The sequence below is a fragment of the Mycobacterium paraffinicum genome, from assembly GCF_001907675.1.
GTDB classification, from domain to species: domain Bacteria; phylum Actinomycetota; class Actinomycetes; order Mycobacteriales; family Mycobacteriaceae; genus Mycobacterium; species Mycobacterium paraffinicum_A.
This window is the reverse complement of sequence record NZ_MPNT01000050.1, coordinates 20038-32195: the sequence shown is the minus strand read 5'-3', so window position 1 is coordinate 32195 and position 12158 is coordinate 20038. Positions and strand designations below refer to the sequence as shown.

General features: G+C 66.4%; 9 protein-coding genes, 2 tRNA genes and 1 pseudogene. 2 read left to right on the top strand and 10 right to left on the bottom strand.

Going from position 1 to position 12158, the window contains the following annotated elements:
• From BRW65_RS31565 to clpX, 6 genes and pseudogenes are all read right to left on the bottom strand, one after another.
• A pseudogene (locus tag BRW65_RS31565) lies at window positions 1-126 on the bottom strand (MlaD family protein); the annotation flags it as partial.
• A 1169-nt stretch (window positions 127-1295) separates the two neighbouring features.
• Window positions 1296-1892: a molybdenum cofactor guanylyltransferase gene (gene mobA / locus BRW65_RS29225; protein ID WP_073880703.1), complete on the bottom strand. Its 597-nt coding sequence runs from the start codon at window positions 1890-1892 to the stop codon at window positions 1296-1298.
• 10 nt (window positions 1893-1902) lie between these two features.
• On the bottom strand, window positions 1903-2994 hold the full coding sequence (locus tag BRW65_RS29220; RefSeq protein ID WP_073880695.1) for a 2-oxoacid:ferredoxin oxidoreductase subunit beta: 1092 nt from the start codon (window positions 2992-2994) through the stop codon (window positions 1903-1905).
• Window positions 2991-4970: a 2-oxoacid:acceptor oxidoreductase subunit alpha gene (locus BRW65_RS29215; RefSeq protein WP_139273309.1), complete on the bottom strand. Its 1980-nt coding sequence runs from the start codon at window positions 4968-4970 to the stop codon at window positions 2991-2993. The genes BRW65_RS29220 and BRW65_RS29215 overlap by 4 nt, the downstream gene beginning before the upstream one ends.
• 232 nt (window positions 4971-5202) lie before the next feature.
• The gene (locus BRW65_RS29210) at window positions 5203-6456 is read right to left on the bottom strand and encodes an MFS transporter (RefSeq protein WP_073880691.1); all 1254 of its coding nucleotides are present in this window, start codon (window positions 6454-6456) and stop codon (window positions 5203-5205) included.
• Window positions 6457-6499: 43 nt separating this feature from the next.
• Entirely contained in the window at window positions 6500-7780 is a 1281-nt protein-coding gene (clpX, locus tag BRW65_RS29205; RefSeq protein WP_055400128.1) for an ATP-dependent Clp protease ATP-binding subunit ClpX, read from the bottom strand.
• A gap of 321 nt (window positions 7781-8101) precedes the next feature.
• Between clpX and mmuM the strand changes: the two genes are divergently transcribed.
• Window positions 8102-8980 (top strand): homocysteine S-methyltransferase, encoded by an 879-nt coding sequence (mmuM, locus tag BRW65_RS29200; protein ID WP_208611950.1) that lies wholly within the window; start codon window positions 8102-8104, stop codon window positions 8978-8980.
• 61 nt (window positions 8981-9041) lie between these two features.
• Here mmuM and clpP2 read toward each other — a convergent pair whose 3' ends face one another.
• The 4 genes from clpP2 to BRW65_RS29180 all read right to left on the bottom strand — a co-directional run bounded on the left by clpP2 (window position 9042) and on the right by BRW65_RS29180 (window position 11937).
• Complete coding sequence (gene clpP2 / locus BRW65_RS29195; RefSeq protein WP_067275408.1) at window positions 9042-9683, bottom strand: ATP-dependent CLP protease proteolytic subunit ClpP2; 642 nt, start codon at window positions 9681-9683, stop codon at window positions 9042-9044.
• Window positions 9680-10270: an ATP-dependent Clp protease proteolytic subunit gene (locus BRW65_RS29190; protein WP_073880688.1), complete on the bottom strand. Its 591-nt coding sequence runs from the start codon at window positions 10268-10270 to the stop codon at window positions 9680-9682. Before BRW65_RS29190 ends, clpP2 begins: the two co-directional genes overlap by 4 nt.
• A 127-nt stretch (window positions 10271-10397) precedes the next feature.
• Window positions 10398-11795, bottom strand: a complete 1398-nt coding sequence (tig, locus tag BRW65_RS29185; RefSeq protein ID WP_073880686.1) for a trigger factor — start codon at window positions 11793-11795, stop codon at window positions 10398-10400.
• 65 nt (window positions 11796-11860) lie between these two features.
• Window positions 11861-11937 (bottom strand) — tRNA-Pro (locus tag BRW65_RS29180).
• 148 nt (window positions 11938-12085) lie between these two features.
• Here BRW65_RS29180 and BRW65_RS29175 point away from each other — a divergent pair.
• Window positions 12086-12156: transfer RNA gene (locus BRW65_RS29175), tRNA-Gly, on the top strand.
• Window positions 12157-12158: the final 2 nt, after the last annotated feature.

Genomic DNA, 12158 nt, shown 5'->3' with positions numbered 1-12158 from the left:
ATCGTGAAATGCGCTCGTCACCGCGTCCAGCACGGACCCACGGTAGTCGGGGAACAGCGCGTTGAGCGCCGGAACCCGTAGATAGAGCAGCTGCGACATGGTCGCCATGCTGCCCAGCAGTTGCACCTGGTGCGTGTACACGGCCGGGGGCGGCGGGGGTGCGTCCGGGGCCCCGGCGGGCGCCATGTTGGGGTCGAAGCCCGTCGGCTCCGCGGTCGCGGTGGCCGAAGGGATGGTCACGAGGGTGCCCGTGACCGCGGCAAGAACGAGCGTCTTACGGACGTTCTTCAATATCTTTCCTTTCGCGGTGCGCGCGCGCCAAAGCAAGCCCACGGGGTGGGCTGACGGTTTTTGGTTGGTGCGGAAACCTGCTTCGGAACGTGCCGGCTTGTCCTGGCACGACAGCGGTGGGCTCGAGTCGCCCGGCGGAGTGCTACCGCCGGCCACGGACGCGACTTCACCGTCCGCGGCCCCGCTCACACGCGGGTCCGTGATTCTGTTTTCAGTTACTCTTCCGTAACCCGTTGCGGGCTAACAGGGACCGTACGAGACCCAGCCGCATTCGTCATCTTCAGAAAACGGACATCTCGTTTCGGTAACGGGGTGATCACAGCGCAATCCCGCCGTCATTTTGGCAGGTCAGCCAAACGATTTCGGGAAGTACCCCACAATCGAAATTGCTTTCAAATCGTGAGCCGAATCACCCCCATTTTGTGAACTGGCCCACGTATTTGCGCCGGCGCGTTTAGGCGTTGCGGCCCTGGCGAACTGGCAACCCGATTTGCGAAGCGGCGCACAGTACAACAAGTTACGCGCTTACGCCACACGCCACGCCCAATCGACGGATGAATTGCGTTGTGCTGCTGGCTAACTTGCGTCGTTCCAATAGGGCGGAGCGCATCCGGCGCGCCACTCACCGCGTGACCCGGTGACCATCTAAATCTGTTCCTGCACAACATTTCACGACGCATCCCAGGCGACTCGACATGCACCATGGCCATGCGATTGCCATGACCGGACGACCCCCGATGCGTCGCACGGTTTCGGCGCGACCGATTTGCCGACGGTTCTATGACATGTAGGGCGTGTGAATGCGCCGGCGCACCGATGCCGTTGAGGTGTCGATCGCGAGATAACGAAACCTACGGTCCCCCAACAGATCACGGGACGCCGCCGGAAATGGCTCGCACCATCGGCCAACTATTGTTTATGCGAAAAGCAGAACTTGCTCTTTTGCGAATTCACTCACGGATTCTCCCGCGATGGAAACGCTGCCGGATCGGGCGCGGAGGGCGTCAGCTGCGGGACTGCGCGAGGGCGCGTAGCTCGGCGTCGGTGTTGACGTTGGTCAGCGACCGCGAATCCGACGTCACGATGCGCTGGGCATCCGATGCGTCCACCAGGGCGCGCATCTTGCGCTCGCCGGCGGCCACCAACGCGTCCGCGCGGTCGGCCAGGTCGGTCCGGTACACCGCGGCAAGGTAGTGGTCCTGGCCGTCCCACGGCAGCACCACCTCCGCCCCGGTCTCCAGCGCCCGGCGGGCGAGATCGTCGATGAGTTCGACTGCCAGGAAAGGCATGTCGACGGCGCAGACGAAGGCGAGCCGGGCGCCGGCGTCGGCCGCCGCACGCAAAGCCCGCCCCGTCGCCGGCAACGGCCCCAGCCCGCGCAGTTCGTCGCGCAGCACGCGAGCCTGTAGTTCGGGGAGCGGCTGACCCTGGGCGGCCATGACGAGCACCGGATCGCAACGCTGTTGGAGGACGCCGACGACATGCTCGACCATTGTCGTCGCGCCGGATCCAGCGGATGGGGGTACCGGGAGGTTGGCCTTGTCGCGGCCCATGCGTTGCGAGGCGCCGCCGGCCAGGACAACCCCGGCCAGAGAAATCATTTCGCTCACGTCAGTCGACGGTCCAGGTGTCGCGGCCACGCAGCAATGATTGCAGAGCGGCGTCGTCGAACGGCTTCGAGGCCCGCGCGGCCTGCACCTGGGAGCGGGCGGCGTCGTCGTAGGTGGGCCGGCTGACGTCCCGGAAGATGCCGAGCACCGTGTGATCGAGGTTCTGATCGGACAGCCGCGACAGCGCGAACGCGTAGGCCGAGTCGTCGGTGTGCGCGTCGTGCACCATGATCTCGTCGACGGACACGTCGGCGGTCTTGGCGAACTCCAGACCGAAACCGGACTTCACGACGCAGTATTCGCCGTCGGCGCCGAAGGTGATCGGCTCACCGTGGCGGACGTTGATCACCCGCTCCTCGGCGCCTTCCTTGCGCAGTACGTCGAAGGATCCGTCGTTGAAAATCGGGCAGTCCTGCAGGATTTCGACCACGGAGGCACCGCGGTGTTCGGCCGCGGCGCGCAACACCTCGGTGAGTCCGTTGCGATCGGAGTCCAGTGCGCGGCCGACGAACGTCGCCTCGGCACCCAGCGCCAGCGAGACGGGGTTGAACGGGTGGTCCAGCGACCCCATCGGGGTCGACTTGGTCACTTTGCCGACCTCAGAGGTGGGCGAGTACTGACCCTTGGTCAGCCCGTAAATCCGGTTGTTGAACAACAGGATCGTGATGTTGACGTTGCGGCGCAGCGCGTGGATCAGGTGGTTGCCGCCGATCGACAGCGCGTCGCCGTCGCCGGTCACCACCCACACCGACAGGTCCTCACGGGCCAGGGCCAGACCGGTGGCGATCGCCGGTGCGCGGCCGTGGATCGAGTGGAAGCCGTAGGTCTCCAGGTAGTACGGGAAGCGGCTCGAGCAGCCGATGCCGCTGACGAACACGATGTTCTCGCGGCGCAGTCCCAGCTCGGGCAGGAAGTTGCGAATGGTGTTGAGGATGACGTAGTCACCGCAGCCGGGGCACCAGCGGACCTCTTGATCGCTGGTGAAGTCCTTGCCCTTCTGCGGCTGGTCCGTGGTGGGCACACCGTCGTTCTTCTTCAACCTCGGCGTCAGCCCGAGGTCGGTGCCCGCCAGATTCCCCATCAGGTCGGTCATTCGATAGCTCCCGCTCCAACCGTTGCCGCCGCCATTCTGGCGACCATGGTCTTGTCTTGTTCGATTTCGGCCAGCGTGCCGCCGAGGGCGGCGCGGATGACGCGCCCGATCTCGTCCGCCAGGAACGCGACGCCCTGCACCTTGCTGACCGATTGCACGTCGACCAGGTACTTGCCGCGAAGCAACAGCGCCAGCTGGCCGAGGTTCATCTCCGGGCACACCACCATCTGGTAGCGCCGCAGCACCTCGCCCAGGTTCGCCGGGAACGGGTTCAGGTGGCGCAGGTGCGCGTGCGCCACCTTGACGCCCTTGCGCCGTGCCCGCCGGCAGGCTTCACCGATCGGACCGTACGAGCTGCCCCAGCCGATCAGCAGCAACTCCGCGTCCCCGGTCGGGTCGTCGACCTCGAGATCGGGAACCGAGATGCCGTCGATCTTGGCCTGCCGCAACCGAACCATGAGGTCGTGGTTGACCGGCTCATAAGAGATGGCGCCCGAACCGTTCGCCGCTTCCAGGCCGCCGATACGGTGCTCGAGGCCGGGGGTCCCCGGCACGGCGAATTGTCGAGCGAGCGTCTCCGGGTCGCGGTTGTACGGCTGGAACGGCTCGTCCGGCTTGGCGAAGGTGTGCTTGATCGGCTCCAGCGTGCCGACGTCCGGAATCCGCCAGGGCTCCGAACCGTTGGCGATCGCGCCGTCGGACAACAGGATCACCGGCGTGTGGTACGAGACCGCGATGCGCACCGCCTCGATCGCGGTCTCGAAGCAGTCGGACGGCGAGCGCGGCGCCAACACGGCAACCGGCGACTCCCCGTTGCGGCCGTACAGCGCCTGCAGCAAGTCGGCCTGCTCGGTCTTGGTGGGCAGGCCCGTCGAGGGGCCGCCGCGCTGAACGTCGATGACCAGCAACGGCAGTTCGGTCATCACCGCAAGGCCCAGCGCCTCGGACTTCAGCGAGATCCCGGGACCGGACGTGCTCGTGACGCCGAGGGCACCGCCATAGGAGGCACCGATCGCGGCGCAGATGCCGCCGATCTCGTCCTCGGCCTGGAAGGTGATCACGTTGAAGTTCTTGTGCTTGGACAGCTCGTGCAGGATGTCCGACGCCGGGGTGATCGGGTAACTGCCCAGCACCACCTGAATGCCGGCCAACTGGCCCGCCGCGACGATGCCGTAGGCCATCGCGGTGTTGCCGGAGATCTGCCGGTATTCGCCGGACGGCAGCGTCGCCCGCGAAACCTCGTAAGTGGTGCCGAACGCCTCGGTCGTCTCGCCGTAGTTCCAGCCCGCCTTGAGCGCCAACACATTTGCTTCCGCGATGTCGGGCTTGCGGGCGAACTTCTCCCGAATGAACTTCTCGCTGGTCTCGATCGGACGGCCGTACATCCACGACAGCAGGCCCAGCGCGAACATGTTCTTGGCGCGCTGGCCGTCCTTTTTCGACGCGCCGATCGCCTCGACGGCGCCGAGCGTCAGTGTGGTCATGGCGACGGAATGCACGACGTAGTCGGACAACTCGTCGGACTCGAGGGGGTTCGTGACGTAACCCACCTTGGTGAGATTGCGCTTGGTGAACTCGTCGGAGTTCGCGATCACCATGCCACCGCGGGGCAAGTCGCCGAGGTTGGCCTTGAGCGCCGCAGGGTTCATCGCGACGAGGACGTCCGGGCGGTCACCGGCGGTCAGGATGTCGTAGTCGGCGATCTGGATCTGGAAGGACGAGACCCCGGGCAGGGTGCCTGCGGGGGCGCGGATTTCGGCGGGATAGTTCGGCTGGGTCGCCAGGTCGTTACCGAAAAGCGCCGCCTCGGACGTGAACCGGTCGCCGGTCAGCTGCATGCCGTCGCCGGAGTCCCCGGCGAAGCGAATGACGACTTGTTCCAGGCGCTGACGGTCGGATCCGTTTCGGCGGGCTGCCCCTCCCCGGGACGACCCGTTGTGAGAATCAGACCCGGCTCCGCTGCCGTTCGGATCCACGTATCCGCCTTCCATTCGATATCCGGATAGGCACTTCGCTGGAGTTTTAGGTTACGCGCCAAAAGAGTGGCGTCCCGCGCCCTCAAGCTGTGTGTCACTGCAAGTACCAATTATGGCACTTCTCTAAGGGGTGTATGAGCGTCTCCGGTGCATTACAGATGAAAGCTTCAGTGTAAAAAGCCGAAGTCAGGGGTGGGAATGATCTCCCTCAGGCGAAGAACTGTGTTATTGGTCACGTCGGCGGGGCGGCCGCTCCGAATTTCTTTGCCGTCGTTTCCGGCATCGCGACCAGATACAGAACCAGACCGGCGGCCGCGAGCGTTCCGAGGAAGGCGAAGGCGGCGTTGTAGCCCGCCGCCACCACGATGCGGCCGGCAACGAGGTTCGACACCGAGGCGCCGATCCCGGTCGCGGCCGTCACCGCGCCCAGACTGACGTTGAACCGGCCGGTACCGTGCGTGACGTCTTGGACCACGAGGGGAAACAGCGCCCCGAACACGCCGGCCCCGACGCCATCCAGCAACTGCACTCCGACCAACCAGTAGGGGTTGCCGGACAGGGTGTAGAGGAATCCGCGGCCGGCCAGGACCGCGAAGCCGGTCAGGAAGATCGGCTTGCGCCCCCACGAATCGGCCTTGGCCCCGGCCAGGTAGGCCACCGGCACCATGACCACCTGCGCGGCCACGATGCAGCCCGCCATCAACGCGGTGCCGACGTCCCTGTTGTGCAGCGCCAGCAGCTGGCCGACCAGCGGCAGCATCGCCGCATTCGCAAAGTGGAAGGCGACAACGGTCACGGCGAAGATCATCAGCCTGCGGTTGTGCAGCAGCGCCGCGAGCCGGGATGGCGCCTGGTGCTGTCCGCCCGGCGCGTTGTCCATGCCCCGGGCGACATCGTGATCGATCGCGCCGCCCGGAATCCACAGCGCCGCAAGCACACTGGTGGCCGCCATGACCGCAAGCACCCAGAACACCACCACCGGCCCGAAGAAGTAGGCCAGTCCGCCGGTGATGGCGGCGGCCGACGCGTTGCCCGCGTGGTTGAACGACTCGTTGCGTCCGATCCGGCGGGAGAAGGAGCGGGGCCCCACGACCCCCAGCGTGATCGCGGCCAGAGCCGGGGCAAAGACCGAACCGGCGATGCCGGTCAGGGCTTGCAACACCGAGATCGAGTACAGGCCGGGGAACAACGGCATGGCCAACGAACCGGCCGTGACGGTCAACGCACCGCCGATGATCAGCGCCCGCTTGACGGTGCTCCGGTCCACCAACGCGCCGGCCGGTGCCTGCGCGACGATCGCCCCGATCCCGCCGACCGCCATGACGAATCCGATCGACGCCTGGTCCCAGTGGTGGGCCAGCAGCAGGTAGATCGACAGGTAAGGCCCCAGCCCGTCGCGCACATCGGCGAGCAGGAAGTTGAGCAGGTCCAGCGCGTGAGTCAGCCGGCGCGGTATGAGACTGTCGGTCTCAGCGGCGGCCGGCATGGGGATCTAGTACCCGAATGCGCGGCCGCTCGACCGCCGGGTGTCAGGCGCTCTTGTCGCGGCGCTCGGTGCGAGACGGCTTGCGCGGCACGATCGTCGGCAGCACGTTGTCCTGCACGGTCTCCTTGGTCACCACGACCTTGGCGACGTCGTCGCGGCTCGGGATGTCATACATCACCGGCAGCAGGACCTCTTCCATGATGGCCCGCAGGCCGCGTGCGCCCGTGCCGCGGTGGATGGCCTGATCGGCGATCGCCTCCAGCGCGTCGTCGGTGAACTCGAGCTCTACGCCGTCCATCTCGAACAGCCGGGTGTACTGCTTGACCAGAGCGTTCTTTGGCTCGGACAGGATCTTGACCAACGACTCGCGGTCCAGGTTGGTCACCGAGGCGACCACGGGCAACCGTCCGATGAACTCGGGGATCAGGCCGAACTTGATCAGATCTTCGGGCATGACCTCGGCGAAGTGGTCGGTGGTGTCGATCTCGGCCTTGGAGCGCACCTCGGCGCCGAAGCCCAGGCCCCGCTTGCCGACGCGTTCGTAGATGATCTTCTCCAGGCCGGCGAACGCCCCCGCGACGATGAACAGCACGTTGGTCGTGTCGATCTGGATGAACTCCTGGTGCGGGTGCTTGCGGCCGCCCTGCGGGGGAACCGACGCCTGCGTGCCCTCCAGGATCTTCAGCAGGGCCTGCTGCACGCCCTCACCGGAGACGTCGCGGGTGATCGACGGGTTCTCGCTCTTGCGGGCGATCTTGTCCACCTCGTCGATGTAGATGATGCCGGTTTCGGCCCGTTTCACGTCGTAGTCGGCGGCCTGAATGAGTTTGAGCAGAATGTTTTCCACGTCCTCGCCGACGTATCCGGCTTCGGTCAGCGCGGTGGCGTCGGCGATGGCGAACGGCACGTTGAGCATCTTGGCGAGCGTCTGCGCCAGGTAGGTCTTGCCGCAGCCGGTGGGGCCGAGCATCAGGATGTTGGACTTGGTCAGCTCGACCGGCTCGTGCCGGGAGTCACGACCCTTCTCCCCCGCCTGGATCCGCTTGTAGTGGTTGTAAACGGCGACGGCCAGCGTCCGCTTGGCGGTGTCCTGCCCAATGACGTAGCCCTCCAAGAACTCCCGGATTTCCACGGGCTTGGGCAGTTCATCGAGTTTGACGTCGTCGGCGTCGGCGAGCTCCTCTTCGATGATCTCGTTGCAGAGGTCGATGCACTCATCGCAGATGTACACGCCGGGACCAGCAATGAGCTTCTTGACCTGCTTTTGGCTCTTCCCGCAGAACGAGCACTTCAGCAGGTCACCGCCGTCTCCGATGCGCGCCATGTTGCTGAGGGCCTACTTCCTTTTCGCCGTTCGTCTAGCTGTGCCGCATGTATCCCCCGACGCTACCCGCTAGATCGGGCCCGACGCGACCATTAGGGCCGAATCGCGTCGGTGGTATTCATGCATGTCCGTCTTGATGAAACATATAGCCAGACGACGCCCGTCACTCGCGAAAGACGCGCTTTGCGTGTCTTTGGCGTGTCGCGGTCGTTACCCGACCGAGGCTGGTGCGCCGCCAGATTGCCACTTCCGCCAGGGATACCGACCCCGGCGAAGCCCGGGCAGATCCCCACGAAATCACCCTACAGTGGCCGGGTGGGATTGGCTCTGATCAGCGGATCGGTACTGATCACCGACGGTGGCTTGGCCACGGAGCTGCAGGCGCGCGGTCACGATCTCTCCGATGCGTTGTGGTCGGCGAGGTTGTTGGCGGACGATCCCCGCGAAATCGCCGCCGTGCACGCCGGTTATTACCGGGCCGGCGCCAAGATCGCGACGACGGCGAGCTATCAGGCGTCATTCGAGGGCTTCGCGTCCCGCGGGATCGACCGGAACGAGGCCGCCGGGCTGCTGCGCCGCAGCGTCGACCTGGCGAAGACGGCCCGTGACGAGGCGGGTGCGGATGGGCTGCTCGTCGCCGCCTCGGTCGGCCCGTACGGGGCCGCGCTGGCCGACGGATCGGAGTACCGGGGGCGCTACGGCCTGTCGGTGGCGGCTCTGCGGCGATGGCACCGGCCCCGGCTGGAGGTCCTGGCCGAGTCGGGCGCCGACGTGCTTGCGTGTGAGACCGTGCCCGACGTCGACGAGGCCGAGGCGCTGGTCGATCTGGTCGCCTCGGTCGGCGCGCCGGCCTGGCTGAGCTACACCATCGACGGCACGAGGACCCGGGCCGGTCAATCGCTGGCGGAGGCGTTCGCCGTCGCCGCCGGGGCGCCGGAGATCGTCGCGGTCGGCGTCAATTGCTGTGCACCCGAGGACGTCGGGCCGGCGATCGAGATCGCCATGGACGCCGGTAAGCCGGTGATCGTCTACCCGAACAGCGGCGAGCGTTGGGACGGACGCGGCTGGGCCGGGCCGCGCACCTTCTCCGCGACGCTCGCGACGCAGTGGGTGGCGGCGGGGGCGAGCATCATCGGTGGCTGCTGCCGCGTGGGGCCGCCCGACATCGCCGCACTGGCGGCCATCGCCCCCCGACGGTAATCGGGGTGCGAATTCCGGTGCCGCTTTTTGCAGTGCGCTGACGCTCGCGACGGCCGAACCGTCAGGCGGTCTGCGCGGAGAGCTTCCGGTACTCGAGCACGGTGTCGATGATCCCGTAGTCCTTGGCCTCTTCCGCGGTCAGGATCTTGTCCCGGTCGGTGTCCTTCCGGACTGTCGCGGCGTCCTTGCCGGTATGGCGGGCCAGCGTGGTCTCCATCAGCGTGCGCATCCGCTCGATCTCGGCGGCCTGGATCTCCAGGTCGGAGAACTGGCCCTGGATCACGCCCTGAAGCGACGGCTGGTGGATCAACACCCGAGCGTTGGGCAGCGCCATCCGCTTGCCGGGGGTCCCCGCGGCAAGGAGCACCGCCGCCGCCGAGGCGGCCTGCCCCAGGCACACCGTCTGGATGTCGGCGCGCACGTACTGCATGGTGTCGTAAATCGCCATCAGCGAGGTGAAGCCGCCGCCGGGCGAGTTGATGTACATGGTGATGTCGCGGTCGGGGTCCAGCGACTCCAACACCAGCAGCTGCGCCATGATGTCGTTCGCGGAAGCGTCGTCGACCTGGACGCCGAGGAAGATGATGCGCTCCTCGAACAGCTTGTTGTAGGGGTTGGATTCCTTGACGCCGAAGCTCGAGTGCTCGATGAACGAGGGCAGGATGTAGCGCGCCTGCGGCTGGATGGGGTGCTGGGTGCTCACTGGGCTTCTCCGTTGGTGATGTGGGCGGCGCGGGTAATGATGTGGTCGACGAATCCGTATTCGAGGGCTTCCTGGGCGGTGAACCAGCGGTCGCGGTCGGAATCGGCCTCGATGCGTTCGATCGTCTGCCCGGTGAATTCGGCGTTCAGCCGGAACATCTCCTTCTTGATGACGTGGAACTGCTCGGCCTGGATGGCGATGTCGGCCGCGCTGCCCGTCACCCCGCCCAGCGGCTGGTGCATCAGGATGCGCGCGTGCGGCAGCGCGAAGCGCTTGCCCTTCGTGCCGGCCGCGAGCAAGAACTCGCCCATCGAGGCCGCCATGCCCATGGCGTAGGTGGCGATGTCGCAGGGCGCCAGCACCATGGTGTCGTAGATGGCCATGCCGGCGCTGATCGATCCGCCCGGCGAGTTGATGTACAGCGAGATGTCTTTGTCGCCGTCCTCGGCGGCGAGCAACAGGATCTGCGCGCACAGCCGGTTGGCGACCTCGTCGTTCACCTCCGAACCCAGGAAAATGATGCGCTCGGAGAGCAAGCGCTCATAGACCGAGTCCGTGAGGTTGAGCCCCTGCGAGGGCGAACGCATGTCAGACACGACTGGGTTACCTGCTTTCTCGAGTTCTTCTATTCACCGACACTAACCAACCGAGCCCACTGTTTCGCGCCCACGCTCCCCCTCAATCGGACGCTTTCGCTCACAGCGTCAAGACCGGTCACTCCGCCTCGTCGTCGGAAGCGTCGGTTTCCGCGACCTCGTCGACGTCCTCCGCCTCGGCGTCCTCGGCCTCCGAACGCTTTCCGAAGAACTCGTCGGTGTCGATAGTGTTGCCGTCGGTGTCGGTGACCGTCGCCGCGCGCACCACCTCGGCGATCGCCAGCCCGCGCCGCACGTCCGCGAACATCGCCGGCAGCTGGTTGTTCTCCTGCAGGTAGCCCAGCAGCTGCTGCGGCTCGATGCCGTACTGCCGAGACGTCGCCACCAGCCGCTCGGTCAGGTCGTCCTGGCCGACCTGGACCTCGAGCTGGTCGGCCAGCGCGTCCAGCAGCAGCTGCCTCCTGACGTCCGTCTCCGCGGCGGTGCGCGTCTCGCTCTCGAACTCTTCGCGCGTCTTGCCCTGCCCGGCGAGCGCCTCTTCCAGCTTCGCTTCGTCGTGGTCGAGGCCGTGCAGCGCGCCGTGGATGGTGCTGTCGTATTGCGCCTGCACGATCGCCTCGGGGAGCGGCACGTCGACCTGCTCGAGGAGGGTGTCCAGCGCGGCGTTGCGGATCTGGTCGGCCTGCTGGGCGCGCTTCACCCGCGCCACCTGGTCGCGCAGGTTGGACCGCAGCTCATCGATGGTGTCGAACTCGCTGGCCAATTGGGCGAACTCGTCGTCGGGCTCGGGGAGCTCGCGCTGCTTGATCGACTTGACCGTGACCTTCACCTGCGCGTCCTGCCCGGCATGTTCGCCGGCCGCCAGCTGCGCGGTGAACTCCCGGGACTCGTCCACCGACAGACCGATCAACGCGTCGTCGAGACCCGCGATCAGCCTGCCCGACCCCACCTCGTGGGACAGGCCCTCCGCGGAGGCCCCCGGTACCTCTTCGCCGTCGATGGTGGCCGACAGGTCGATCGAGACGAAATCGCCGTCGGCGACGGGTCGGTCGACCCCGGTCAGGGTGCCGAATCGGGCCCGCAGCGACTCCAATTCCGCGTCGACGTCGTCGTCACTCACCTCGACCGGATCCACCGAGATGGTCAGCGCACCCAGGTCGGGAAGCTCGATCTTCGGGCGGACGTCGACTTCGGCGGTGAACGCCAGCTCCTGGCCGTACTCCTTCTTGGTCACCTCGATCTCGGGCTGGCCGAGGGGCTGCACTTCCGACTCCACGACGGCTTGGCCGTAGCGCGCGGGCAACGCCTCGTTGACGACCTGGTCGAGCAACGCCTCGCGGCCGAAGCGGGCCTCCAGCAACTTCGCCGGCGCCTTGCCCGGGCGGAACCCGGGCAGCCGCACCTGCTTGGCCAGCTCCCGGTAGGCGCGCTGGAAATCAGGCTCGAGTTCGGCGAACGGCACCTCCACGTTGATGCGGACCCGGGTGGGGCTCAGCTGCTCGATGGTGCTCTTCACGGGGGCGCTCCTCGGTGGTCGTTCCTGGCGTTCGGTGGGCCGTGTGCATGCGGCACGGGTCGTGCTGGTCGGGGTGACAGGATTTGAACCTGCGGCCTTCCGCTCCCAAAGCGGATGCGCTACCAAGCTGCGCTACACCCCGCGCTGACCTCGATGATCCTAAGGCCCCGCAGGGCCGGGTTGGCCACAGGCTTCGCGACGACCTCGCAGACCCTCACGGAGCGATCACAGGACCGCGTCGATTAGATTTGATCTTCGTCGACAGCTACAGTCACGCTCGACTAACACATGCGGGCGTAGCTCAATGGTAGAGCCCTAGTCTTCCAAACTAGCTACGCGGGTTCGATTCCCGTCGCCCGCTCT

What these genes read in the sequence shown, in the direction of transcription:
- BRW65_RS29190 (WP_073880688.1), bottom strand. Translation starts at nt 10,270, where the DNA reads ATGCGTTCGCCCTCGCAGGGGCTCAACCTCACGGACTCGGTCTATGAG.
- clpX (WP_055400128.1), bottom strand. Translation starts at nt 7,780, where the DNA reads ATGGCGCGCATCGGAGACGGCGGTGACCTGCTGAAGTGCTCGTTCTGC.
- mobA (WP_073880703.1), bottom strand. Translation starts at nt 1,892, where the DNA reads ATGATTTCTCTGGCCGGGGTTGTCCTGGCCGGCGGCGCCTCGCAACGC.
- BRW65_RS29210 (WP_073880691.1), bottom strand. Translation starts at nt 6,456, where the DNA reads ATGCCGGCCGCCGCTGAGACCGACAGTCTCATACCGCGCCGGCTGACT.
- BRW65_RS29220 (WP_073880695.1), bottom strand. Translation starts at nt 2,994, where the DNA reads ATGACCGACCTGATGGGGAATCTGGCGGGCACCGACCTCGGGCTGACG.